This is a genomic window from Pseudomonas sp. BJa3, assembly GCF_026343815.1.
Taxonomy (GTDB): domain Bacteria; phylum Pseudomonadota; class Gammaproteobacteria; order Pseudomonadales; family Pseudomonadaceae; genus Aquipseudomonas; species Aquipseudomonas soli.
Genome location: NZ_JAOXMC010000002.1, coordinates 137,837 through 162,262 on the forward strand (window position 1 = coordinate 137,837; position 24,426 = coordinate 162,262).

General features: G+C 62.9%; 22 protein-coding genes. 12 read left to right on the forward strand and 10 right to left on the reverse strand.

Going from position 1 to position 24,426, the window contains the following annotated elements; translation table 11 throughout:
- Nucleotides 1-25: 25 nt before the first annotated feature.
- Both mrdA and OH705_RS02395 read right to left on the reverse strand, forming a co-directional pair.
- Complete coding sequence (mrdA, locus tag OH705_RS02390; protein ID WP_267300830.1) at nt 26-1,954, reverse strand: penicillin-binding protein 2; 1,929 nt, start codon at nt 1,952-1,954, stop codon at nt 26-28.
- A 178-nt stretch (nt 1,955-2,132) separates the two neighbouring features.
- The gene (locus OH705_RS02395; RefSeq protein WP_267300831.1) at nt 2,133-3,044 is read right to left on the reverse strand and encodes a LysR family transcriptional regulator; all 912 of its coding nucleotides are present in this window, start codon (nt 3,042-3,044) and stop codon (nt 2,133-2,135) included.
- Nucleotides 3,045-3,157: 113 nt separating this feature from the next.
- Between OH705_RS02395 and OH705_RS02400 the strand changes: the two genes are divergently transcribed.
- Nucleotides 3,158-3,475, forward strand: a complete 318-nt coding sequence (locus OH705_RS02400; protein ID WP_267300832.1) for a peptidoglycan-binding domain-containing protein — start codon at nt 3,158-3,160, stop codon at nt 3,473-3,475.
- A gap of 25 nt (nt 3,476-3,500) precedes the next feature.
- A complete protein-coding gene (locus tag OH705_RS02405) occupies nt 3,501-5,201 on the forward strand; it encodes a peptidoglycan D,D-transpeptidase FtsI family protein (protein ID WP_267300833.1) in 1,701 nt (566 codons plus the stop codon).
- 168 nt (nt 5,202-5,369) lie between these two features.
- On the opposite strand, the gene OH705_RS02410 is transcribed toward OH705_RS02405, so the two are convergent.
- Nucleotides 5,370-5,774 carry a MerR family transcriptional regulator gene (locus OH705_RS02410; RefSeq protein ID WP_023630041.1) on the reverse strand — a complete coding sequence of 135 codons (405 nt, stop codon included), beginning with the start codon at nt 5,772-5,774 and terminating at the stop codon, nt 5,370-5,372.
- 73 nt (nt 5,775-5,847) lie between these two features.
- On the opposite strand from OH705_RS02410, the gene OH705_RS02415 reads away from it, so the two are divergent.
- The gene (locus OH705_RS02415; RefSeq protein ID WP_267300834.1) at nt 5,848-6,912 is read left to right on the forward strand and encodes an SDR family oxidoreductase; all 1,065 of its coding nucleotides are present in this window, start codon (nt 5,848-5,850) and stop codon (nt 6,910-6,912) included.
- A 314-nt stretch (nt 6,913-7,226) separates the two neighbouring features.
- Here the strand turns inward: OH705_RS02415 and OH705_RS02420 are convergent, their stop codons facing one another.
- Both OH705_RS02420 and OH705_RS02425 read right to left on the reverse strand, forming a co-directional pair.
- A complete protein-coding gene (locus OH705_RS02420) occupies nt 7,227-7,670 on the reverse strand; it encodes a GFA family protein (protein WP_267300835.1) in 444 nt (147 codons plus the stop codon).
- Between the two features lie 179 nt (nt 7,671-7,849).
- Nucleotides 7,850-8,569, reverse strand: coding sequence for a tellurite resistance TerB family protein (locus tag OH705_RS02425; protein ID WP_267300836.1), 720 nt, complete (start codon nt 8,567-8,569; stop codon nt 7,850-7,852).
- A gap of 277 nt (nt 8,570-8,846) precedes the next feature.
- On the opposite strand from OH705_RS02425, the gene OH705_RS02430 reads away from it, so the two are divergent.
- From OH705_RS02430 to OH705_RS02440, 3 genes are read left to right on the forward strand one after another with little or no spacing between them, the layout of a single operon-like run.
- A complete protein-coding gene (locus tag OH705_RS02430; protein ID WP_267300838.1) occupies nt 8,847-9,500 on the forward strand; it encodes a hypothetical protein in 654 nt (217 codons plus the stop codon).
- 22 nt (nt 9,501-9,522) lie between these two features.
- Nucleotides 9,523-10,047 carry a hypothetical protein gene (locus tag OH705_RS02435; protein WP_023628920.1) on the forward strand — a complete coding sequence of 175 codons (525 nt, stop codon included), beginning with the start codon at nt 9,523-9,525 and terminating at the stop codon, nt 10,045-10,047.
- Nucleotides 10,044-10,598, forward strand: coding sequence for a hypothetical protein (locus OH705_RS02440; RefSeq protein ID WP_094011137.1), 555 nt, complete (start codon nt 10,044-10,046; stop codon nt 10,596-10,598). Before OH705_RS02435 ends, OH705_RS02440 begins: the two co-directional genes overlap by 4 nt.
- A 34-nt stretch (nt 10,599-10,632) precedes the next feature.
- Here the strand turns inward: OH705_RS02440 and OH705_RS02445 are convergent, their stop codons facing one another.
- The 3 genes from OH705_RS02445 to OH705_RS02455 form a co-directional block, all read right to left on the reverse strand.
- Entirely contained in the window at nt 10,633-11,004 is a 372-nt protein-coding gene (locus OH705_RS02445) for a MerR family transcriptional regulator (protein ID WP_267300840.1), read from the reverse strand.
- A gap of 166 nt (nt 11,005-11,170) precedes the next feature.
- Nucleotides 11,171-11,749 (reverse strand): NAD(P)H-dependent oxidoreductase, encoded by a 579-nt coding sequence (locus tag OH705_RS02450; RefSeq protein WP_094011139.1) that lies wholly within the window; start codon nt 11,747-11,749, stop codon nt 11,171-11,173.
- Between the two features lie 339 nt (nt 11,750-12,088).
- Nucleotides 12,089-13,003 (reverse strand): LysR family transcriptional regulator, encoded by a 915-nt coding sequence (locus tag OH705_RS02455; protein WP_046855927.1) that lies wholly within the window; start codon nt 13,001-13,003, stop codon nt 12,089-12,091.
- A 207-nt stretch (nt 13,004-13,210) separates the two neighbouring features.
- Here OH705_RS02455 and OH705_RS02460 point away from each other — a divergent pair, with 207 nt between their 5' ends.
- The 6 genes from OH705_RS02460 to OH705_RS02485 all read left to right on the forward strand — a co-directional run bounded on the left by OH705_RS02460 (nt 13,211) and on the right by OH705_RS02485 (nt 22,595).
- A complete protein-coding gene (locus OH705_RS02460; protein WP_094011140.1) occupies nt 13,211-14,236 on the forward strand; it encodes a zinc-dependent alcohol dehydrogenase family protein in 1,026 nt (341 codons plus the stop codon).
- 208 nt (nt 14,237-14,444) lie between these two features.
- Nucleotides 14,445-15,824: a hypothetical protein gene (locus OH705_RS02465; RefSeq protein ID WP_038705930.1), complete on the forward strand. Its 1,380-nt coding sequence runs from the start codon at nt 14,445-14,447 to the stop codon at nt 15,822-15,824.
- A gap of 78 nt (nt 15,825-15,902) precedes the next feature.
- The gene (locus OH705_RS02470) at nt 15,903-17,555 is read left to right on the forward strand and encodes a VRR-NUC domain-containing protein (protein WP_267300845.1); all 1,653 of its coding nucleotides are present in this window, start codon (nt 15,903-15,905) and stop codon (nt 17,553-17,555) included.
- On the forward strand, nt 17,552-19,807 hold the full coding sequence (locus OH705_RS02475; protein WP_267300847.1) for a helicase C-terminal domain-containing protein: 2,256 nt from the start codon (nt 17,552-17,554) through the stop codon (nt 19,805-19,807). The genes OH705_RS02470 and OH705_RS02475 overlap by 4 nt, the downstream gene beginning before the upstream one ends.
- Before the next feature lie 79 nt (nt 19,808-19,886).
- Entirely contained in the window at nt 19,887-21,524 is a 1,638-nt protein-coding gene (gene pgm / locus OH705_RS02480) for a phosphoglucomutase (alpha-D-glucose-1,6-bisphosphate-dependent) (protein ID WP_267300848.1), read from the forward strand.
- Nucleotides 21,525-21,707: 183 nt separating this feature from the next.
- Nucleotides 21,708-22,595: a pirin family protein gene (locus tag OH705_RS02485; RefSeq protein ID WP_267300849.1), complete on the forward strand. Its 888-nt coding sequence runs from the start codon at nt 21,708-21,710 to the stop codon at nt 22,593-22,595.
- Between the two features lie 70 nt (nt 22,596-22,665).
- Here OH705_RS02485 and OH705_RS02490 read toward each other — a convergent pair whose 3' ends face one another.
- Together OH705_RS02490 and OH705_RS02495 are read right to left on the reverse strand one after the other, a co-directional pair.
- Nucleotides 22,666-23,082, reverse strand: coding sequence for a RidA family protein (locus OH705_RS02490; RefSeq protein ID WP_023632135.1), 417 nt, complete (start codon nt 23,080-23,082; stop codon nt 22,666-22,668).
- Nucleotides 23,082-24,398 carry a flavin-containing monooxygenase gene (locus OH705_RS02495; protein WP_038705934.1) on the reverse strand — a complete coding sequence of 439 codons (1,317 nt, stop codon included), beginning with the start codon at nt 24,396-24,398 and terminating at the stop codon, nt 23,082-23,084. Before OH705_RS02495 ends, OH705_RS02490 begins: the two co-directional genes overlap by 1 nt.
- Nucleotides 24,399-24,426: the final 28 nt, after the last annotated feature.

Here is a 24,426-nt window from a genome sequence, read left to right on the forward strand (position 1 = left end):
TTGGATTTCGATACCGATGAGCGACTCAGAGAACTCCAATGCGCGTATCGGTAGTTGGCGGCTCGATAATCGAGGCGCTCTGCCGGGCATTCGGGACGTCGAATTCCGGCTTCAGTTGCCCGTGTGCATCCAGTAGCCAGGCGTCCATGACCTTCCTGACCACCGGCCCCGCGACCCGCGCCCCGGCTTCACCGTTCTCGATCATCACGGCGACCACGATGGCCGGGCGTTGCGCGGGGGCAAAACCGACAAACAGTGCGTTGTCGCGGTGGCGTTCACGGGTTTTGTTGCGGTTGTAGCGTTCGCCCTGCCTGATCGCGATGACCTGTGCCGTGCCGCTCTTGCCGGCTATCCGGTATGGCGCGCCCTGGGCTGCCCGGCGCCCTGCACCGCGTGGGTTGTGCATGACCATCTCCATGCCCTTTGCCACCTCGCGCCAGGTGTCCGGATCCTTGAGGATGATGTTTGGCCGCGGCAGTGGGTCGGCCGTCTTTTGCCCGTCAATCGACAGCGCCAGGTGCGGCCGATGCCAGATGCCTCTGCTGGCAATGAGGCTGGTGGCCTGCGCCATTTGCAGGGGCGTCATTTGCACATAGCCCTGGCCGATACCCGCGATCAGTGTTTCGCCGGGGTACCACTGCTGGCGGCGGGTGGCGCGTTTCCAGGCCGGGGAGGGCATCAGCCCAGGCGCTTCCTCGAACAGGTCGATCGAGACCCGCTGCCCCAGGCCGAACGCGGTGAGGTAGCTGTGTAACCGCTCGATACCCAGCCTATGGGCCAGATCGTAGAAGTAGGTGTCATTGGAGCGCATGATCGCGTCGTACATATCGACCCACCCGTCGCCTGACCGATTCCAGTTACGGTACTTGTGCCGGTAATTGGGTAGCTCGTAATAGCCACGGTCGAATACCCGCTGGTATGGGGTGATGACGCCACTGTCCAGCCCTGCAACCACCACCATCGGTTTGATGGTTGAGGCCGGAGGATAGAGGCCACGTAGCACACGGTTGAACAGCGGCATGTCGGCTGAATCGCGCAATGCCGAGTAATCCCGGGCCGTGATGCCCTTGACGAAAGGGTTGGGGTCGAAGCTGGGCCGGCTGACCATGGCAAGGACTTCGCCCGTTGCCGGGTCCAGTGCGACCACCGCGCCACGCCTGTCTCCCAGGGCCCGCTCGGCAGCATCTTGCAGTGACGCATCGATCGTCAGCACGATGTCCTGGCCTGGGGTCGGGTTGTGACGACCCAGTACGCGAATCACCTTGCCTTGGGCATTGGTTTCTACTTCTTCGAAACCCATCTGGCCATGCAGGGCGTCTTCATAAAAGCGCTCGATGCCGGTTTTTCCGATCTGTTCCGTGCTCAGGTACTTCGCGTGATCGAGTTGCCGGTATTCTTTTTCATTGATGCGCCCGACATAACCCACCGAATGGGCGAAGTGTTCGGCTAGCGGGTAGACCCGTGAAAACTGTGCGTGAACCTCTATTCCCGGTAGTCGAAATTGATTCACTGCCACCCGTGCGATCTGCTGTTCGGTGAGGTCCGTCATCAAGGCAACGGGCTCGAAGGCTCTGCCCCTGCGGAGCATGACCCGGTCTATCTTGTCGCGTTCTGCAGCGGTCAAGCCAAGCACCTGGTACAACTGGCTGATGACGGCCTTGGTATCGCCCGCTCGTTCGCGGGTGATAGTCAGGTTGAAGATAGGTAAGTTGTCGGCCAGTACGACCTTGTTACGGTCGTAGATAACGCCTCGAGTTGCAGCGATTGGTCGGACATGCACGCGGTTCTTTTCCGCTACCGCAACGTGTAGATCATGTTGAGTGACTTGCAGGAAGTACAATCGACACACCAGAGCGGTGGTCAGGGACAGGACCAGTATGGCGCTGGCGATAATTCTTGTTTTTACAATCCTGTGGCTGGCTTCCCTGTCCTGTAGTTCGGTGGGGTGTGTCATCTGGAAATACATACCGCTTTTTGCAGGTTTTACGCTCTTGGATTTTTTATTCTAACGGGCGTTGAGTATTCATCAATGCGTCAATCAGGCTATCTGATATCAATCAGGTCGATATCACATAAAGGCGATCCAATGACTTAATCCGAACGAGTGGGGATAAAAACGGGTGGGGGTGGACTCAGGTCAGGTAAAAGGTTTTATCCACCAGTTCTATGATCATCGCCTTGACCGTTTGCAGCGCGCTGTCGTGCTTGCTGCCCACTCGCGTGCCGATTTCCAGGTCGTAGGAGGGCATGGGCACCGGACAATGGAACGTTTGCAGTGTGCTGACCCTTTCCATGGCTCGTGCCGCATGGGTAGGCACCGTGGTGATCAGTTTCGAGCCCATCAGCAGAAACGGCACCGCGGCAAAATGCGAGGTAGAGGCGTGGATACGGCGTTTGTAGCCGACGGCGTTCAAGCCTTCGTCGACGATGCCGACGTAACCTGCCGACGAGACCAGCAGGTGGGGCCGCAGGGCATAGTCTTCTACGGTGGTCGGTGGCGTGTTGTTGGCATCGGCAATGCCCAGGTAATTGCCCCGGCCAAGGGGCTGACGGACGATCAGCGGCGACGACAGCCCGCCGGCCGAAACGGCGATGTCTATCTGGTGACGCATCAGCATGTCCTGGACCAGGCCACTGTGTGTCTGCCGAAAAATGACCCGCACGCCATGCAGGTGCTCGTCGATCTGCGATACCAGGCTTTGGCCAAGAGCGATTTCACTGTCATCGGACAAACCGAGGGTAATCGTCCTCCCCTTGATGTCTTGCCCACCGCCCGAAAGGGCAAGGGCTTGCCGGCAACAATTGAGGGCCTCGCCAATGAGCGGTGCCAGCTCGTTGGCGCGCATGGTCGGGCGCAGGCCACGGCCGGTGCGCTCGAACAACGGGTCGGCGTAGATCTCACGCAGGCGGCCAAGTGCGGCACTCACCGCAGGCTGCGTGACGCCCAGGCGTATGGCCGCCCGGCTGGCGCCGCCTTCTTCGATCAGCGCGACAAAAACCCTGAGCAGGTTCAGGTCGACACTTTCGATATCAATGCTAGTCATATCAGATATCTTGATAGTTGATTGATTAATAGTATAAAGGTGCGGAGAATCCTCGACAAATAGTTAACAAGTGCTTGGGCCGTTATCTGGCTGAGTCGGTATATTGTATACGTATGAACGGAAGCAAAGTTGTTGCAGGTCTACTGCTGGTTGCAGCGGTCAGGACATTGCATGCCGCGTCGATCCCGCCACAAGATGAGCCGCACGGCAGTGTAGTGACACCGCTTGGCAAGCAATTGATTACTCAGCTTCAAGTCGCGCTGCAGGAGAAAAATTATTATCAAGGCGATATCGATGGTTTGTTTGGCAGCGAAACGCAAGAGGCCATCTACTTGCTGCAATTAGACCATGGGTTGCCGTTGACCGGGAGTGTCAACGTGCAACTGCTGGAAAGGGTCGGTTTGGAACCGCCCGCCTGGCTGGTGCCCTGATCAATGGCTGTGAGTGAGTATCTTCATGCGTGCCCCTGCTAGAGCGCTGTCCAGTTATCCATGGCGGTTCAGGCTCGTGGTCGGCCTTGTACTTATCCTTGCGTTTACCCTGTGCTGGCGCATTGTCGAACTACAAATTGTTGATAATGCCTTCCTCCGTCAACAGGGTGATGCGCGGAGCCTGCGTTATCTGACCCATCCAGCGCCCCGAGGGATGATCACGGACCGGGCCGGACACCCTCTGGCTGTCAGCACCCCAGTGGTTACCCTCTGGGCTGACATGCGTGAACTGTCCGCCGAAAAGACCAAATGGCCGGCGCTTGCCCAGGCGTTGGAGATGCCGCTTGCGACGCTCGAAAAGCGCTTTGCGCAAAACCGACACAAGGCGTTTTTCTACCTGCGCAGGCGACTGCCCCCGGAACTGGCCGGGCAGGTGTTGCAAGTCGTCCAGCAACAGCACATCAAGGGCATTTACAGCCAGGAGGAGTCGCGACGCTTCTATCCTGCAGGTGCCATCGCCGCGCAGGTCGTCGGCGTTACCGATATCGACAACAACGGCAGCGAAGGCATGGAACTGGCCTACGACCAGGCGCTGCGTGGGGTGAGCGGCAGGCAGCATGTGGTCAAGGACCGCAAGGGGCAGGTGATTCAGGACCTGGGGGTGAGCCGGCCTGCAAAACAGGGGCAGGACCTGGCGCTGTCCTTGGACATACGCTTGCAGCACATGGCGAGCCGCGAGTTGGCGCAGGCCGTGACCGACAATGGTGCCGACGCGGGAAGTGTCGTGATCCTTGATGTCGAGACCGGGGAGCTGCTGGCGCTGGTGAACTATCCCACCTACAACCCCAACAACCGTTCACAGGCCAGCTCATCAGCGATGAGAAACCGGGCGCTGGTGGACGTGTTCGAGCCTGCCTCGACGATGAAACCGTTCTCGGTTGCCGCTGCACTGGAAAGCGGGCGCTGGGAACCGTCCGACACGGTGCTGGTGAAAACCGGTAGCCTGAAGGTTGGCAGGTTCACCATCCGTGATGCCTCTCGCACCGCAGGCGAGCGACTGGACATGACAGGGATCCTGGTACGTTCCAGCAACGTTGCGATCAGCCAAGTGGCGTTCGATATTGGCGGCGAGAAGATTCATGGCCTGCTGCAGCGTGTCGGCCTGGGGCAAACGACCGGTACGGCATTCCCTGGGGAACGTTCGGGCGTGCTGCCCACCCGACACCAGTGGCGGGACGCCGAAACCGCGGCGATTTCCTACGGCTACGGAGTTTCCGTCACTGCCGTGCAGCTGGCCAAGGCCTACGCGACCCTGGTCAATGGCGGCAGAAGTGTGCCTGTCTCGCTGTTACGTGTCAGCGAACCTGCGCAGGCAAGTCAGGCGATGCCTGCATCGGTGGCCAATGCGCTGAAGCACATGCTGGTACAGGTGGTCGAAGCCCCCAGGGGCATTTATCGGGCCAAGGTGCCGGGGTACCACGTGGGCGGCAAGAGCGGTACCGCCAGGCGGCCCAGCGCCATTCATAATGGCTACCAGCACAAGGCGTACAGGGCGATGTTCGCCGGGTTCGCACCTGCCGCCGCGCCGAAATTTGTGGTGGTCGTGATGATCGATAACCCGTCCAGGCACGGCTATTTCGGCGGGCTAGTATCGGCACCGGTTTTCAGCAAGGTCATGGCGCAGGCGCTTCGACTGTACAACATTGCCCCGGACGATCTTCCCTGACCCGGGCTCAGGCCCAGATCGGGTGCGTGATGGATTGCTCGGGGACCAAAGCCGTCAGTCGCGAGGACGGTGAGCAGCGGCTGGTATCGACCCATGACAGTCCATCGGCAGTCATCGCCGAGCAGGCACGCCAGGGTGTGGGGCCACGCTGAACAGTTAAGCCGGGAACTATTGCGTTGCGGCATGCCCATGTCCAGGAAGATGAGCGATGGTCTGCCCGAGCGCAATGGCGCTGGCCTCAAGCTTCACACGCTCTGCTTCCAGAAAAACATACGTGGCTTGCAAGGTGGTGATCTTCGACTGAATTTCGGCCATCTTGCTGGCGACCAAGGCCGCGCCTTGCGCGCAATTGATCGTATTACCCCGCTTGGCAGCAAGAATGTCGCCAATCTCGGCGAGCGAAAAGCCCACGCCCTGGGCGTTCTGAATGAAGGCCAGGTCAACAACGGCCTGATCGCTGTAGCTGCGATAGTTGTTGGCTTGTCGATGGGCCACGATAAGCCCGAGTTGTTCGTAATAGCGCAGTGCATGGCGGCCAATTCCACTCCGGCGCTCCAACTCTCCAATGTTCACAGTAAAAATTCCTTGACTGTAGAGCAGGCTCTACACCTTAGCCTGCGCCCATCATCCAAACAAGGATTCAGGCATGAGCGTGGAGTGTTTCGTCACAGGCGGTAGTGGGTTTGTAGGCCAACATTTACTGGCCCGTCTTACTTCGACAGGGCACAAGGTCTGGGTGCTTATGCGCACCCCTGCAAACCTCGAGCGTCTGCGGGAGCAGGTAGGCCGACTGGGTGGTAATCCTGCCTGTGTCCATGCCGTTGAGGGCGATATCAGCAGAGAGGGGCTTGGGCTCAGCGAGGCAGACAAGCAGCGCGTGTCGTCGGCCTCTGTGGCCTTCCACCTAGCAGCGCAGTTTTCCTGGGGGCTGACAATGGAGCGCGCCCGCGAAGTCAATGTGCAAGGGGCGCTGAGAGTCGCCAGGCTTGCGGCGAGCCAGCGCATTCGCTTGCTGATGGTGGGTGGCTTCATGCTGCAAAACCTTGACCACCTTGCCAGTATCGGGGTTGACAATGAGTGCCCTGAGAACACGAACTGGCCTGCCGTCTACGGCCGTGCAGGTGGCTACGAAGGCAGCAAGCTCGAGGCCCATTTTGCGGTCATTCGTTACATGCAGGAAACGGGCGCGGATTACACAATCGTTCACCCTGCTACGGTGTGTGGCCACAGCGAGAGTGGCCACATTGTCGAAGGACAACCCTTGGCCGAACTCATTCGAAATCTGGCACAAGGGCGGTTCAAAGCTGTACCCGGCTCCACGAGGCACTGGTTGCCATTAGTCAGCGTCAATTACCTGGTGACAATGATAACTTGCGCGGCATTCGACCCCTCGATGGCCAACCAGCAGGTCCTGGCGCTCTATGAACACACACCGAATTTGCAGGGGATGCTAGGGCAGATCGCCAAAACGCTGAATATCAAGGCACCCCGTCGCCATGTAGCGATAGGGTTGTTGAGATGGCTTTTGACAATTCCCGGCCTGGCGGCCCGATTCGCGATCAGCGCCGAGTCATTGAACTTTATTCAGACTCAACGCTTTGATATGCGGCTTAGCAGGCAATTGGAACTGAAGTATCAGATGGCACATCCCGACATGGCGCGAGCTTTGGAGAGGACAGTGCGCTACGTCAAAGGCAACTTGATTCATTGAGGCAACCCCTCAGGCAATAGGCATGGACCATGCCCATGCCATGGCGCTCGCCGTGCAATGCTTCATCTTGTTCGAGGGACCGATTGCGACCGTGGCTGCTCTTCACGCAGGGCTGCCATGGGGAAAACTGTCGGATGTATCTGAGCGCTAGCGACACTTTGCGCACAGCCAGAAGTTTGTCAGTCTCAACTTCGAATTGGCTTTCTCTAGACGTCATGACTCATGCGCTTGAATTAGCCGGTTGCACGATAGACGCACTGCTTGCAGCGAGCGCCAGCTGCCCTCTCAGCGCTGTCTCCAGGCAAGCTGCGCAGTCACTCTGCGGTGCTTTCGTATCGGATCCATCCTGCAACTTCGGCGCCTGCGACTACACGGTCTTTGGGATGAATCCGACCTTCACTGACAGGCACCTCTGGGAAGTCAAATGGGCTCATACCCTCGATACAGGCCACATTGATTCCATACTGATCAGGCGCAGAACGCCGCTGGTGGAAGGTGTAGATGCCACACTTCGAGCAGAAGTAGTGTTTTGCTTCGCGGGTGTTGAATTGATAAAGCGTGAGCGCCTCTTTTCCTTGGGTAACCGTGATGTCGCCCAGGTTGGCTGATACTGCCACGGCACCCCGCATACGGCAGAGAGAGCAGTTACACCTACGCGCTGTGCGCGTGCCGTCGGTCAAGCGCAAGGAGAATTGCACCGTCCCACAATGGCAGGCTGCTCGGTAGACAGGGCGATTATCGGTTGTTTCATTAACCATGGCGTTCCTCTACTTGGGTCAGAGAAGGCACAGTAGGTGTTAACGGACCTGTGCCCAGTGTTACCTCTGCAGTTTTGAAAATAGCCGCAAAGGCTTCTCATGAGGGCATGACTCAGGCCGACCAGCATAAACCCTATGGACCTGGCGGTAAGGTATGTTTCACGGACACCTACGGCCGGTCAGGCGACGCCCTTGGCCTGTTGCTCCAGATGCACCTGCAATGCCGGATCGAGTTGCAGTGCGCCGGCCAGCTCATCCAGGTAGGCCCGCTCAGCTTCCTGCTGGTCATCCACCAGCATCACGCTGGCCAGGTACATTTCCGCGGCCATGGCCGGGTCCCGCGCCGACTTCGCCACCTCGGCAGCATCGAGTGGCTTGCCGACTTCTTCATCCAGCCATTGCTGCAGTTGCGGGTCGCTGGTCTGGCGTTTGATTTCGGCGTAGATCAACTGTTCTTCCTGCGGGTCGATGCGCCCATCGGCCTTGGCCGCCGCAATCAGCGCGCGCAGGATGGCATGGCTGTGATCCTCGGCCTCGGGGCCTGACAGTTGATCCACCGTGCGGACCGCCTGCTGCGGGGCTGCCGCCTGGCTGCGCTGCCAGCTCTGATAGGCCTTGAATGCCATCATCCCCAGCGACGCCAGGGCCGCGTAATTGACACCGCCTGCGGAACGCCCCTGGGTAGAGCCGCCAGTGTTGCTGCCAGCGCCGCCCAACAGACCGCCCAGCAAACCACCAAGGCCGCCCCCAGCCGTCGAACCGCCACCGCCAAGCAGGCCGCCAAGCAATCCACCCAAGCCACCCCGGCTGTCTTGCGATGACCTGCCGCCGCTCCCTTGTTGCGTCTGCGAAGCTTGTCCGGCCCGCAGCAGCTGTTCGAGTAGATCACTGGTATTCATGGCACCGCCCTCGTCGGTCGTGGTCGCCCAGACAAGCAACGATAGCCCCCTGAAGGCGATCCACCATGATCGCCTGACCAATGGGGCGTTCAGCTCAATGCGTTGTCTTTGCTCGGATTGAGGGAGGGCAATAGCGCCTGCGCAAGGGTGATGGCAAAAGGCCGTATTCCTGCTCGCCTGATCCGTTGCCGCGCTTTATCATTGCGCCCCCGCAGCTGAGGTGCTTGCTCGCTGATTGCAGCGGCCGATGGACCGAGACCCGCCCCAAGGATTTTTCATGTCTGAATTGCTCCGTGCGTTCGCACGTCTGTTACCGCTTGCCCTGCTTACCGGCTGCGCCGCCAAATCCCCCGCCCTGGTCAGCGAGGCCCTGCAACCGGCCGCTGGTGGTCCAGTAACGTACCTGGTAGGCAGCATCGGCCCCCTTGGCCGCGATAGTGCCTACACCAACCAACGCATCCTCCTGCGCAAACGTGGCGCGCAGGACGGCGCGGCGGCATGGTGGGGGTTCGCCGAAGTGGCCCACACCCCGAAGGACATCGAAGAGGTGCGTGGCCCCGACAAGCAGGCGCTGCCCGGCGAGGCCAGCGTGTTCGTCATGCCCCTCAAGCCCGGCGACTACGAGTTCTATGACTTCCAGTTCTTCTGGAACGGCTACAACGGTGGCTACAGCTCCATCCAGGCACGGGAACAGTTTCTTGTGCCCATGCACCTGGAAGCAGGCAAGGCGTACTACATCGGCGAATTCCGTTCGCGTTGCCTCGGGCTTTCCGCGTGCATGTTCTTCCATGGCGACCAACAGCCGCGCGATGAAGTGATCGCCCGGCGCTACACCCCCGGGTTGCCGCCCCTGCAGGCCCTGAACTTGAACATGGCGCCGGCATTCCCCTTCGTCATGCCACTGCCCCAAGCCGCCCAGCCGGCGAAGTGACCCGTACCCAGGAAAACCCGCAATGAAAAAGATTCTGTTCCTCAGCGCCAGCCTGCTGCTGGCCGGCTGCGCAGGTACCCAGACCTTGCCCGATCCGCGCATCGAGGCAGGCCAGGATTACCTGCCGCCGATCGCGGTAATGGTCGATTCGCTCGAGCACGGCACCGAGCTGCGCAATTACCTGCGCGAGAGCGGCGTGTTCAGCAAGGTCGAGAACGGTGCCGCTGGTGAAGGGCAGACCCAGGTGATGGTCAAGCTGGATGCCCAGCGCAAGGTTGCGCCTGCACCGTTGCTGTTCCTCAGTGCCGCCACTCTGTTCCTGTTGCCCTTGCAGAGTGACCTGGACACCAAGGCCGACTTCACCGTGATGCGTGATGGCAAGGTGCTCAAGCGTTACCACTATGAAAACTACATGGCCAAGTACGCCTGGCTGCTCGACCTCGGTATTCCTGAGCGCGAGGAAAACATCCGTCGGGTCGCCCGTGCTTTCGCCCGTGACATGCAGGCCGCCAACCAGGCCAGCAAGCCGCTGGAGGCGCAGCGATGAACAACCTGGTCAAGGCGGCGCTGATGGCGGCCGGGCTGGCATTGCTCGGCGGCTGCAACCCGTCGATGAAACCGCTGGGTTATCACGCGCAAAAGCCCTATGTGCCGATGAGCCTGTTGGTGCTGCCCGATGGCTACACCCGCTTCGACGTCCAGGAGCGTGACGAGCTGACCAGCGCAGTCAGGTCGTCCGGCGCGTTCTCTTTCGTCGATCACGGACTGCCGCGCAAGGGTTACGCCCTGGTCATCAGCCAACCACCAGGCGAAGGGGCTGGTTTTCTGGTCGCGCTCAACGCCCTGACGCTGCTGACCTTCCCGGTGCCCTACAGCTACGTGCACAACCTGACCGGCAAGGTCTACAAGGACGGCGAGCTGCTGCGCACCTTCAGCTATAAGCGTGAGGGCATGAGCGTGGGCGCCTGGTATGTGCCGCCGCCGATCACCGAGAACCAGCGGCAGATGCTGACTGAACTGATGCGCGACCTGGAGGCCAGTGCGCTGATTCCCCATGTTGACGATGCGGGGCAGGTGGGGTTGGTTGATCAACGGTAAGTCGTGGGCAGCACAATGAGATCTCCATTGCACATCAAGGCCGCTTGAGCGGGCATTGCATCAGCGCATCCTTGAGACTCAGCTCAAACTCGACCAAGCCGTCATGCGCTTGTTGCAAGGCCTGGATCTGTCCCATCACTTCCTGTTTTTTGTTATCGATGGCGTGTATGGCCAGATCCCAGGGCAGCTCCTGGTCGCGATGATCCTGCAGGATGGCCTGCATTTCCTTGAGTTTGAAACCGAGTTGCTGAGCGCATTTGATGAAGGTCAGCAGCTCGACGCTTTGCTGGCTGTAGATGCGGTATTTGCCTTTGCGTTGCGGGGGTGGCAACAGGCCGATTTCTTCGTAATGTCGAATGCTTTTGACGGTGGTGCCCGACAGCTGGGCGGCTTTGCCGATGTACATGAAAATCCCTTTTTTGGGCGCATCAGAAGCGAAAGGATGTCGCGCGCTGGTACAAGCGCGCGACATCTTTGCATAAGCGTCGGGGGGCATGAAGCCGGGTTGGACATGGGATCATAGCAGGGAGACTCGGCTGGACAGCGCAGGGGCACGGCCCAACCGTGGCCGATCAGCGGCTGGCGATCGCCTGGACTTGTTTGAGCCAGGCTTCACGCTGTTCCGGTGTGGAGCCCAATACCGGACCGAAGGTCAGGGTTTTCAGGGGTTTTATGCCGCAGAACTCCAGGGTGGTCTTGCGCATTTGCTGCAAGCCCGGCATGCGATACACCCAGCGGTAGTACCATGGCGGCGTGTCCATGGTCACCAAAAGGTGAGCCGTGCGGCCCTTGAGCAGTTTGTCCGGGAAGGGCGAGCCCTTGCGGTACTTGAAGGCAAAACCGGGCAGAAACACGCGGTCGAAGAAGCCCTTGAGCAACGCCGGAATGCCGCCCCACCAGATCGGGTACACCAATGTGAGGTGTTCGGCCCAGCTAATGTCGTTCTGTGCGTTGAGCAGATCGGGCTCGAGCAACTGGATCTCGTTATAGCCAGCGTGCAAGACCGGATCGAAATCCAGGGTGCCCAGACGCAGCAGACGCACCTGATGGCCTGCTTGCGTGGCAGCTTCGACGTAACGTTCGGTCACTGCGCCGCAAAAGCTGTCGTTCGAAGGGTGGCCGAGGATCACAAGCATGCGTTTGCTCTTCATGACGAACTCCAGATAATGGAGTGCCAAGGGTAAAGTCTGCCCTTAACGGTAGAGTCAAGCCTTGCCGGCTATTGGTAGAGACAAACAGTCCAGCAGCGCTCGGGTGCAAACCGGCAGATTGCTTGCCGGAAGTGTCAACCATGTCTCCGCACACGTGTCTACCATGTGTCCGGTCCATACATGAGCCCAGAAGTCGGTCATTGCCGGGTGTTGGTTGACTGTTCGGATTTTGACGTGCGATCGCTCACCCAGTCGCGCAGCTTATGCTTTGGGCTCTTCCCGGTAAGGGATTATCTTTGCGCGGTCAATTTCGGTTGGTGGTTGATTGCTCCAAGATCCCTAGAGGCTGTCCGGATCCCCGAAGAACATCTGTATCCGCGACCTCAACCACCGCTCCGCCGGATCATTATCCTGCGCCCCGCGCCAGGCCATGTGCAGCTCGAAGCTGCGCACCTCCAGCGGCAGGTCCTCGGCCCGCAGGCCGCCCGCTGCCGTGAGGGCATCGGCGGTGTAGTCCGGCACCGTGGCAACGATATCGGTCCCCGCCAGCAAGCTCCCCAAGCCGTTGAACTGCGGCACGGCCAGCACCACGTGGCGCTTGCGGCCGATCTCCTCCAGCGCCTCGTCGATGAACCCGGACAGGTCGCCGGCGAACGACACCAGTGCATGGGGCCGGGCGCAGAAGTCGTCCAGGGTGATGTTGCCGGGCATGCTGTCGGCGCGCAGCAGCTTGGGCATGCTGCGGCGCAGTACCTTGCGCTTGGCGTTGGCCGGCAGGTCGCTGGTGTAGCTCACGCCCACCGAGATTTCGCCGGAGGCCAGCAGGGTGGGCATCAGCAGGTAGTTGACCCGGCGCACCACCAGCACGATGCCGGGCGCCTCGGCGCGGATGCGCTTGAGCAACTGGGGCAGCAGGGCGAATTCGGCGTCATCCGACAGGCCGATGCGGAACACTGCGTTGCTGGTGGCCGGGTCGAACTCGGCGGCGCGGCTGACGGCGGTGGAGATCGAGTCCAGCGCCGGCGACAGCAGGGCGAAGATTTCGTGGGCGCGCGCCGACGGCTCCATGCTGCGTCCGGTACGTACGAACAGTGGGTCGTCGAACAGGTTGCGCAGGCGCGACAGCGCGGCGCTGATCGCCGGCTGGCCGAGGAACAGTTTCTCGGCGGCGCGGGTCACGCTGCGTTCGTGCATCAGCGTTTCGAACACAATCAGCAGGTTGAGGTCTACGCGACGCAAGTCGTTACGATTCATTCGATGCGGCTCGCCTGAAGTGGGGCAGGGGTGAATCTTAAGGCCAAAGGCTGGTACCCTGCACCGATTTCCGGGTGCCAATGCACAGATTTGTCAGGGGCCCAATCAATGACAGGCATGTCGACTATTAACAGCCACTGATGGTCCAACCGTGAAAGCCCGGATAAAGTCCGTGGTAATACGAGATTCACAAAGGCGAGGTATGCGATGTCCCGCATGATCCGTTTCCACAAGTTCGGCCAGGCCGATGTGCTCCGTTGCGAGGAGCAGGCCGAGCCGTCCCCGGCCACCGGCGAGGTGCAGATCCGCGTCGAGGCGATCGGCATCAGCTGGTACGACGTGCTCTGGCGGCAGAATCTGGCGCCGTCCCAGGCGCGGCTGCCGGCGGGTATCGGCCATGAGATGGCCGGCGTGGTCACCGCGGTCGGCGAGGGCGTGGACGATATCGCGGTGGGCGACCGGGTCGCCAGCTTCCCGGCCACCAGCCCCAACGACCATCCGGTCTACGGTGACGTGATCGTGCTGCCGCGCAGCGCCATCACCCGTTACCCTGACGTGCTGACCCCGATCGAGGCCAGCGTGCACTACACCCCGCTGCTGATTGCCTACTTCGCCTATGTCGACCTGGCCCGGGCCAAGGCCGGGCAGACCGCGCTGGTCACCGACGCCAGCCACTGCGCCGGGCCGGCCTTCGTGCAGCTGGGCAAGGCCCTGGGGTTGAAGGTGTTCGCTGCCACCAAGGAACCCGAGCAGCGTGAATACCTGCTGGGCCTGGGCGCGGACAAGGTGATCGTCACCGAGGAGCAGGACCTGCTGATGCAGATCGGCAAGTACACCGATGGCCGTGGCGTGGACATGGTCCTTGACGGCCTGGGCGGGCCGCAGATGTCGTTGCTCGGTGATGTCCTGGCGCCGCGCGGCAACCTGGTGCTGTATGGCCTGCAAGGCGGCAACCAGACGCCGTTCCCGGCCTGCGCGGCGTTCCAGAAGAACATTCAGTTCCATGTGCACTGCATCGGCAACTTCACCGGCAAGCCGGAACTGGGCATCGCCCAGGACCAGGTGGCCCTGCAGCGGGCCTTGCGCGATATCAACCAGTTCACCGCCGACCAGTTGCTGACGCCGCAGATCATCAAGGTGTATCCGTTCGAGCAGGTGGTCGAGGCGCATAGGCATATGGACGCCTGCCCATGTGGTGGACGGGTGGTGCTGGACATGGGCGGGCAGGGTTGACGCTGGCAACTTCTGCGCCGGGCAAGCCCGCGTCTACCGCGATGGCATGACGCCCGCCTAGCGGGGGCGGGCTTTGGGTCGTGTCTTCACCGCCGAACTTAGCTAATTGTCTTACCTGGTTTTGGGAAGTTTCCTTCAATCCCGGTCAGTTATTCATCTGCCAGAATCGGACTTCAATTCGAAGCCGTCAGGGAGATGGAGCGATAGCATGACCGAAACCCACAACCAAGCCATGCACTATATCTACCAGCAAGTCCTGCAGCGCCTGCTGGAGCACATGAGCCAGGCCCAGCGCGCCTCGGTGCAGTTGCTGGTCCAGCGTCTTCTGGTAATCGCCGGTGGCCAGGAGTGCATCGGCAACGTACGAGTACTGGCCCTGCACGGCGTGGACCGGCGCAGTGCGCATCTGCTGGCTTGCCTACGTGCCGCGCAACTGAGCATCGCGATTCGCCATGCCGACACCTTTCGCCTACGGGTGCTGGCGGCTCGCCTGCCAACCCTCGACGACACAGCCCTTGCCCTTCATGACCGTTGCTTCAGCGCACTGTTCCTGTACGACGATCCGCGGGTGGAGTTATTACGCGCCGATGGCGGGCGGCTTGGCCTGTTTGGTGCCCGGCAGGCCTGCTCGGCCGAACAATTGGCCGCCGCAGGTAACGCTTGGCTGCTGTTCGGACACCTAGCCGGCGGGCAGCCAGCGGCGTTGCTCGGGGCCAGGGGGTATCTGGATCTGGGAGGCAGCCTTGGGCAACTGCTGGGTGGGCAAGACGGCGAGCAACTCCTGGTCAGCGCCGCGCCGCTTGCCCAGCGCCACCGCTTGCTGGCCTGGGGGCGGCGTTGCCTGCGCCATTGCGGGGAGGTCGCGCACACCGTGACACCCCACAGCGTCCTGGCAGCCGGCATTGAACAACTGCACCAGGTGCTTTCCGACCCGTGGCAGCCGCCGACAGCGCCCATGCACGATAAACCCTGGGGCGATACGCGTCTGATGACGGTGGAGGATCTGCTGGGCCATCTCGATGACAGCGATCAGCTTGACCACATGCTTGGGCGCGAGGAGGCGCAGCCCTGGCAGGCCCAGGGGCCTGCCGGATTGTTCGATGCCTTGCCGCTGGCTCACCTGCATGGCCTGAAGGCGCAGTATCTGGAGCAGCGTAGCTACCGCGAGGGCGCGCAAGCGTTCTACCAGCGCTTGCGCCAGCCGTCGATGGCCTGGCCCCAGGGGCGGGCATTGCGTGACGAGGCGCAAGCGCGGCTGCATGCGGCCTATGGCGTCAATGAAGCGCAGTTGGTCTGCCAATTGTTCACCCCGTTCGATGCGCAGGGGCACAACCTCGAAGCCTTCGTGCTGCGCTGCCATCCTGGCATGCGCGTGGCGTTGCCCTATCTGCACCGTGCCCTGCAGGGCCGGCCTTGCCCGGAGCCGGTCAGCCAGTGGCTGGTGGACACCAGTGGCCTGCAGCTTGCTCAGTTACGGGCACTGTACGCCGGCACGCTCGGCAGCCAGGCACTGCGCCTGTTCCGCGTGCTGGGGCGGCGCGACCTGTGGCTACGGCCGCTGCCGACCAGTCCGTTGAGCAGCGCGTGACCGTTGATCCAGCGCGCTTGCCCCAGCAGGCGATCTGTATGTATAACCAGTGCGTGTTCCCCGTATCTGACCTGCGCCGTGATCGCCCATTCCGTCGATGATCCCTTGTATTACCTGTATAACTTCCGCCAGGTCCTGAGCTGGGTTGGGCAACGCTACGCCGACCTGTTGGACCACGACGAGCACGGTTTCATCCAGATGTTCGGTGAGTTGCCGGTGCCGACCCAGGCCTTGCTGGTACGCATGGTCATGCGCAAGGGCGAGTGGTTTCGCCGGGACAAACTCGACTACGCCGAGATCGGCGATGTCGACGTGGCCCTGGTGCCGCTGCTGGCTTTGGGCTGGGTAGCGACCGACGCACCGTTGGCCGTCGAGCAATTGTGGGCTTTGCTGCGCAAGGATGAGCTGGCCGGGCTTTTCGCCGGAAAAATTCCCCGCCCACGGGCCAGCAAGGCCGAATTGCTGGAACAGTTGCAGGCACTCGAACTGGTGCCCAGGCCCCTGGCACAGTGGTGCGCCGATTTCCCGACCCTGATCCTGCACTGGAGCCGGCAGCCATTATGCGACCGGCTGCGGCTGTTGTTCTTTGGCAACCTTTACCAGAGCTGGTCCGATTTCGTGCTGGCCGACCTGGGCGTGTTCCGTTACGAACAGGTGGCGTTCAGCGATGATTCGCGGGCATTGCGCCAGCGTGCCGAAGTCGACCTGGCCATGGCGCTACACCAGTGCGCCGAGCGCCTCGAGCAGGGTGCAGCGCCCGCCGAACTGCTCGCGGCTATCGCGGGTCTGGATGTCAGCAACGCCTGGCTCGCCCGCCGTCGGTCGCGTCTGCTCTTCAATCTTGGCCAGCACTGCGAGCGCCTGGGCGACTGGGAGCTTGCCTTGCACATCTATTCTGATTGCACCCACCCTGAGGCGCGCATTCGCCGGGTACGGGTGTACGAACGCAGCGCACAGTGGCAGTCAGCGTTCGCGCTGGCTCAGGACATGGCCCTGGCGCCTGCCAACGCATTGGAGCGCCAGGCGCTGGAGCGCATGCTGCCACGCCTGGCGCGCAAACTCGGCGGCCCCCCACAACCGCGTCGACGCACGAGCTCGGTTACGCTCATCGAGCTTGATTTGCCCGCCGCGATGGCGGCAGTGGGGGTGGAAGAGGCCGTACGCCTGCATCTGGAGCAGCAGGGCGGGGCCGCCCATTACGTCGAGAACACGCTGTTCAACAGCCTGTTTGGCCTATTGTGCTGGGAGGCGATTTTCGCACCGATACCCGGCGCTTTCTTCAACCCATTCCAGGCCGGGCCGCAGGACCTGCACGACAGCGATTTTCAGCAGCGTCGCGGCGCGTTGTTCGACACCTGTCTCGGGCGCCTGGACGACGGTAGCTACCGTCAGGCCATCCGCGACTGCCATGCGGCCAAGCAAGGCCTGCAGTCGCCGTTCGTATTCTGGCAGATGCTCGACGAGCAACTGCTCGAACAGGCGCTCGAGCACTTGCCGCCCGAACATTTGAAAGCCTGCTTCCTGCGTTTGCTGCAGGACATTCGCGCCAACCGTGCTGGCATGCCCGACCTCATCCAGTTCTGGCCGGGGCAGGGCGGCTATCGCATGGTCGAGGTCAAGGGCCCGGGCGACCGCCTGCAGGACAATCAACTACGCTGGCTCGAGTTCTGCCACGTCCACGGGCTGCCGGTGGCGGTCTGCCATGTACGTTGGCAGGCCACGCCGGCATGAGCTACACCGTGGCCGTGCGCGCCTTGTGCGAATTCAGCGCCAAGGTTGGCGACCTCGACCTGCGCTTCACGCCGTCGCCCAGTGCCCAGGAAGGGATTGCCGGCCACCGCCGAGTAGTGGCCAAGCGCGGCGCCGACTATGAGTCGGAAGTGGCGCTGGAGGGCCAGTACCAAGGCCTGCGGGTTCGCGGGCGGGCCGATGGCTATGACCCTGCACGCAACCGGTTGGAAGAGATCAAGACCCACCGCGGCGACCTTGCCCGCCAGCCCGACAATCACCGCCAACTGCACTGGGCCCAGGCCAAGGTCTACGCCTGGCTGCTGTGCCAGGCGCGGCAGTTGCCGGCGATCGACGTGGCGCTGGTCTATCTGGACGTCGACAGCGATGGCCAGACCGTGATCAATGAGCATTATGGCGCCGACGACCTAAGGCGCTTTTTCGAGAACCAGTGCCAGTGCTTCCTGGCTTGGGCGCAGGCGCAGGAACTACGCCTGGCCGAACGTGACCGGGGCCTGCAGGCCCTGAGCTTTCCTTACCCTGCGCTCCGTCAAGGCCAGCGGCAACTGGCCGAGACCCTTTACAAGGCGGTGAGCACCGGCCGTTGCCTGATGGCCCAGGCGAGTACTGGCATCGGCAAGACCCTCGGTACCCTGTTTCCGCTGCTCAAGGCCGTGGTGCCGCAGCAGTTGGACAAGCTCTACTTCCTCACGGCGAAAACACCAGGCCGGGCCCTGGCCCTCGATGCGCTGCGCCAGATCATCCAAGCGTCGCCACAACCCGCCCTGCGCAGCCTCGAGCTGATCGCCCGCGACAAGGCCTGCGAGTACCCGCAAAACGCCTGCCATGGCGAGTCCTGCCCCTTGGCGCGGGGCTTCTACGACCGCCTGCCCGGCGCCCGTGAAGCTGCCGCGCAGGTGCCGTTGCTTGACCGCGCCAGCCTGCGCGAGGTGGCCCTGGCGCACCAGGTCTGCCCCTATTACCTGGGGCAGGAGATGGCGCGCTGGGTCGACCTGCTGGTGGCCGACTACAACTACTACTTCGACGCCCATGCATTGCTGTTCGGCCTGGCCCAGGCCAACCAGTGGCGCACGGCGGTGCTGGTGGACGAGGCGCACAACCTGGTCGAGCGCGGACGGCAGATGTACAGCGCCAGCCTCGACCAGGGCCAGTTGCTGGCGCTGCGCCAAGGCAAGCCGGCCGGCCTAGGCAGTGCCCTGGACCGCCTGAATCGGCAATGGAACGCGCTGTACAAGGCGCAGGTTGCGCCGTACCAGGCCAGCGAGCAGCTGCCCGACGCCTTCCTGCGTGCCCTGCAGCAATGCATCGGGCTGATCCAGGAACGCATGAACCAGGCGCCCGCCGAGGTCGAGCCCAAGGTGCTGGAGTTCTACTTCCAGGCCTTGCAGTTCAGCCGTATCGCCGAGTTGTTCGACGAGCACTTCCTGTTCGATATCAGCCCGCGCAACGGCCCCCGTGGGCGGCGCCTGGCCACGTTGTGCCTGCGCAACGTGGTGCCTGCCCGGCTGCTGGGCCCGCGCATGAGCGCGGCGCGTAGCGTCACGCTGTTTTCCGCCACGCTCAATCCCCGGCACTTCTACAGCGACCTGCTGGGCATGCCGACCGACACTGCCTGGCTGGAGGTCGCCGCGCCGTTTCGCGCCGAGCAGTTGCAGGTGCGCATCGTCAGCGAGGTGTCCACCCGCTACCAGCAGCGCCAGGCGTCACTGGCGCCGATCGTCGAACTGATCGCCGCTCAGTTTGCCGGCCAGCCGGGCAACTACCTGGCCTTCTTCAGTAGCTTCGAGTACCTCGAGCAGGTGGCGCGGTTACTGGCCGAACGCTACCCGGCGCTACCCATCTGGCGACAGTCTCCCGGCATGGACGAGGCCAGCCGCGAAGCCTTCCTGGCACGGTTCGTGGAGCACGGGCAGGGGGTGGGCTTCGCCGTGCTCGGCGGCGCCTTCGGCGAGGGTGTCGACCTGCCGGGCACTCGCCTGATTGGCGCCTTCGTCGCCACCCTTGGCCTGCCACAGGTCAATCCGGTCAACGAGCAGTTCAAACAGCGCCTGGGTCGGCAGTTCGGCGCCGGTTTCGACTATGCGTATCTCTATCCTGGGGTGCGCAAGGTGATCCAGGCCGCAGGCCGGGTGATCCGCGGCGACCACGACCGCGGCGTGCTGGTGCTGATCGACGAGCGTTTTGCCGAACCGCGGGTGCGACAGATGTTCCCCGGCTGGTGGCAACTGGCGTGAACGCCGCCATCGCCTGGCGCTGAAACTCCCAGTACACTGCGCGTTCAAACACCAACATTCGTTGATTTCGAGGTTCCGCATGACGCTCAGTCCTTTGGCAGGCAAGCCGGCTCCGGCCAGCGTGCTGGTCGATATCCCCCGCCTGTTGACCGCTTACTACACCGGCCGTCCCGACGCCGCGGTGGCGGCCCAGCGCGTGGCCTTCGGCACCTCGGGCCACCGCGGCACTTCGTTCGAACTGAGCTTCAACGAATACCACGTGCTGGCGATCACCCAGGCCATCTGCCTGTATCGCCAGGAGAAAGGCATCGACGGCCCGTTGTTCATTGGTGCCGACACCCACGCGTTGTCCGCCCCGGCCGCCGCCAGCGCCCTGGAAGTGCTGGCCGCCAATGGCGTGCAGGTGATGTTGAGCAAGGACGACGAGTACACCCCGACCCCGGCGGTGTCCCATGCCATCCTCTGCTATAACCGTGGCCGCCAGCAGGGCCTGGCCGACGGCATCGTCATCACCCCGTCGCACAACCCACCGCAGAGCGGCGGCTTCAAGTACAACCCGCCCAACGGCGGCCCGGCCGACAGCGACGTGACCAAGTGGATCGAGGCCAAGGCCAACGAGCTGCTGGCGGCGAACCTGGCTGGCGTCAAGCGCATGGACTACCAGCAGGCGCTGGCCGCGCCGACCACCCAGCGTCACGACTACGTGAGCAGCTATGTCGCCGACCTGGAAAACGTCATCGACTTCGACGTGATCCGCAGCGCCAACCTGCGCCTGGGCGTCGACCCATTGGGTGGCGCCGGCGTGCGCTACTGGTCGGCCATCGCCGAGCACTACCAGCTGAACCTGGAAGTGGTGAATACCGAGGTCGATCCGACCTTCCGCTTCATGACCGTCGACTGGGACGGGCAGATCCGCATGGACCCGTCCTCGCCTTACGCCATGCAGGGCCTGATCGGCCTGCGCGAGCGGTTCGACGTGGCCTTCGCCTGCGACCCGGACCACGATCGCCACGGCATCGTCACCGCCGACGGCCTGCTGCAGCCGAACAACTACCTGGCCGTGGCCATCGACTACCTGTACCGCAACCGCCCGCAATGGCGCAGTGATGCCGCCGTGGGCAAGACCGTGGTTTCCAGCTGCCTGATCGACCGCGTCACCGCGGGCCTGGGCCGTGAGCTGTATGAAGTGCCGGTGGGCTTCAAGTTCTTCGCCCAAGGCCTGTTCGACGGTTCGCTGGGCTTCGGTGGTGAAGAGAGCGCGGGCGCCTCCTTCCTGCGCAAGGACGGCTCGGTCTGGGCCACCGACAAGGACGGCCTGATTCCGGCGCTGCTGGCGGCCGAGATGACCGCCCGCACCGGGCGCAACCCGAGCCAGATCTACGCCGACCTGACCGCCAAGCTGGGCAAGCCGTACGCCACCCGCGTCGAGGCCAAGGCCGACGCACGGCAGAAGGCGCTGCTGAGCAAGCTGGCGCCGGAGCAGGTCAAGTCCACCGAACTTGCCGGCGAGCCGATCCTGCAGATCCTCAGCCATGCGCCGGGTAACAACCAGGCCATCGGCGGCCTGAAGGTGACGACCGAGAACGGCTGGTTCGCAGCGCGGCCGTCCGGTACCGAGGATATCTACAAGATCTACGCCGAAAGCTTCATCGACGAGGCGCACCTCAAGCGCCTGGTGGCCGAAGCCCAAGTGCTGGTGGACGCGGCGATCGCCTGATCGATCCTGATACGCATCGCGGGGCAAGCCCGCTGCCACTGCCTGCTTCGTTCAGGCGTGGCAGCGGGCTTGCCCCGCGATGCGTTTGGTTGTTCCACTGATGGAACGATCCATGCCATTTCAGCTATCTACCGCCGTATTGGCCTCATCTGTAAGGTGTAACCCATCAACAGGAGGCTTCTCATGAAAAAGATCCAGGGTATCCACCGCAGCCCCAACGCCCACTGGGTGGGCGACGGCTTCCCGGTGCGCAGCCTGTTCACCTACGACCATCTGGCGCGGCATATCAGCCCGTTCCTGCTGCTGGATTATGCCGGCCCGCATGACTTCGCCCCGACCACTGCCCGGCGTGGCGTCGGCCAGCACCCGCACCGCGGTTTCGAGACCGTCACCATCGTCTACCAGGGCGAACTGGAGCACCGCGACTCCACCGGCGCGGGCGGTCTGATCGGCCCGGGCGACGTGCAATGGATGACCGCTGCGGGCGGCATCATCCACGAGGAGTTCCATTCTCCGGCCTTTGCCCGTAGCGGTGGCACGCTGGAGATGGTGCAACTGTGGGTCAACCTGCCGGCCAGGGACAAGCGCGCCGCCGCCGGCTACCAGACGCTGTTGGCCAGTGACATTCCGGTGGTGACGCTGGAAGGCGAGGCGGGCAGCCTGCGGGTGATCGCCGGGCGTTACCTTGACCAGCAGGGGCCGGCCCGCACCTTTACCGAGATGGACGTCTGGGACCTGCGCCTGAAGGCGGGGGCCACGCTGCAACTGCCGGTGGCCGCCGGGCGCAATGCCGCGCTGGTGGTGCTGCGTGGTACGCTGCGGGTCAACGATGAGCGCGAAGCCGGTGCGGCCAGCCTGGTATTACTGGAGCGCGACGGCGACGGTGTGCGCCTCGAGGCACTGGAGGACGTCAGCGTGCTGCTGCTCAGCGGCGAGCCGATCGACGAGCCCGTCGTCGGGTATGGCCCGTTCGTGATGAACAGCCAGGCCGAGATCGCCGAATCGTTCGATGATTTCCAGGCCGGGCGGTTTGGGCAAATGGGCGGGGCCGAACTCGGCGCCAATCGCTGAAAACGCATCGCGGAGCAAGCCCGCTCCCACAGAAGTGGGAACGGGCTTGCTCCGCGATTTTTTTAGCGCGTCACAGCTGATCCGGCACCACCGCGATCACATCGATCTCCATCAGCCACTCGGCTTGCGCCAACCCTGCCACCACCAACCCGGTGGAAATCGGGAACACGCCCTTGAGCCACTTACCCACTTCCTTGTACACCGGCTCGCGGAAGCGCGGGTCGGTGATGTAGGTGGTAGTCTTGACGATATGCGACAGGTCCGAGCCTGCCTCCTCAAGCAACTGCTTGACGTTCTTCATCGCCTGTTCGGCCTGCGCCTGCGGGTCGCCCAGGCCGACCAGGCGGCCTTCGAAATCGGTGCCGACCTGCCCGCGCACGTAGATGGTGTTGCCGGCGCGCACCGCCTGGCACAGGTCGTTGTCCAGGGTCTGGTTGGGGTAGGTGGCCTTGGTGTTGAACATGCGGATGCGAGTGTGAGTAGGCATCAGTGGGCTCCGAAGGTGCTGACGTTGCTGATCGAGGGTTGCTGCTCATCCGCCGTGCGCTGTTCGCGGTCGCGGTAGGCCAGGTAGGTGCGCTGGGTGGCGATGTGACCGGCGACGTGCTTGGCGTCGTGCCACACGCCCCAGATGAACGACGAGCCGCGGCGTGACAACCAAGGCAGGCCGAGGAAGTACACGCCTGGTTCTTTCGACACGCCACGCTGGTGTTGCGGCTTGCCGTTGGCGTCGAAGGCGTCCACCTGCAGCCAGCTGAAATCCACACCGTAGCCGGTGGCCCAGATGATGGTGGTGACGTTGGCCTGGGCCAGGTCCAGCTCGCGCAGCGGGTTGCTGACGCAGGCCGGGTCGGGCAGGCGCTTGCGCGCTTCAGGCTCTGGTGGCAGGTCCAGGCCGTTGCGTTCGACATAGGCGTCGGCGGCGTCCAGCAGGGCCAGGTAGTTCTCGTCGCCACGGTTGATGTTCTCGGCCAGGTTGTCCTGGAAGCGCGCCACGCCGCCCTCGAACGACTGGGTCAGGCCGACCAGGGTCATGCCCTGGTGGGCGAGGGCGCGGAAGTCCACGGTATGGCCGCCACGGGCACCGGACACGGCGATGGTCACGTGCTCGCGGCCAGGCTTGGCGATCTCGGCATCCCATTCGCCGAGCACGCCGAGCCACCAGCAGAAGTCACGGTTGCGGTAGCTGCGTGGCGGGCGGTCGTGGGCGCCCACCGACAGGTACACCTGGCGCCCGGCGCGCATCAGCTCCTCGGCGATCTGCACGCCGGAGGAGCCGGCGCCCACCACCAGCACCGCGCCTTCAGGCAGTTGCTCGGGGTTGTAGTAGGCGGCGGAGTGGATCTGGTGCAGGCCGTCGTCCTTTGGCGCGATGGCCGGGATCACCGGGCGCTGGAACGGGCCGGTGGCGGCCACCACGCGGTTGGCGCGGATCACGCCCTGGTTGGTTTCGATGGTGAAGCCCGGGCGGTCGGCGTTGCGTACCACCTGCCTGACCTCGACACCGGTGCGCACTGGCAGGTTGTACTTGCGCACGTACTGCTCGAAGTAGTCGGCGACCTGGTCCTTGCCGGCGAAGGCGTCGGCGTCGAGGTCGAATTCCAGGCCCGGGAAGCGGTCGTGCCAGGCCGGCCCGTTGGCCACCAGCGAATCCCAGCGGCCGGTGCGCCAGGCCTCGGCGATGCGCTTGCGCTCCAGCACCAGGTGCGGCACGCCGAGCTTGCTCAGGTGTTCGCTCATGGCCACGCCGGCCTGGCCGGCGCCGACTACGAGGGTGTCGATTTCGATGTTGTTCAGTGTCATGTCCCAGCCCTTCTTCAGCGGCGTTCTT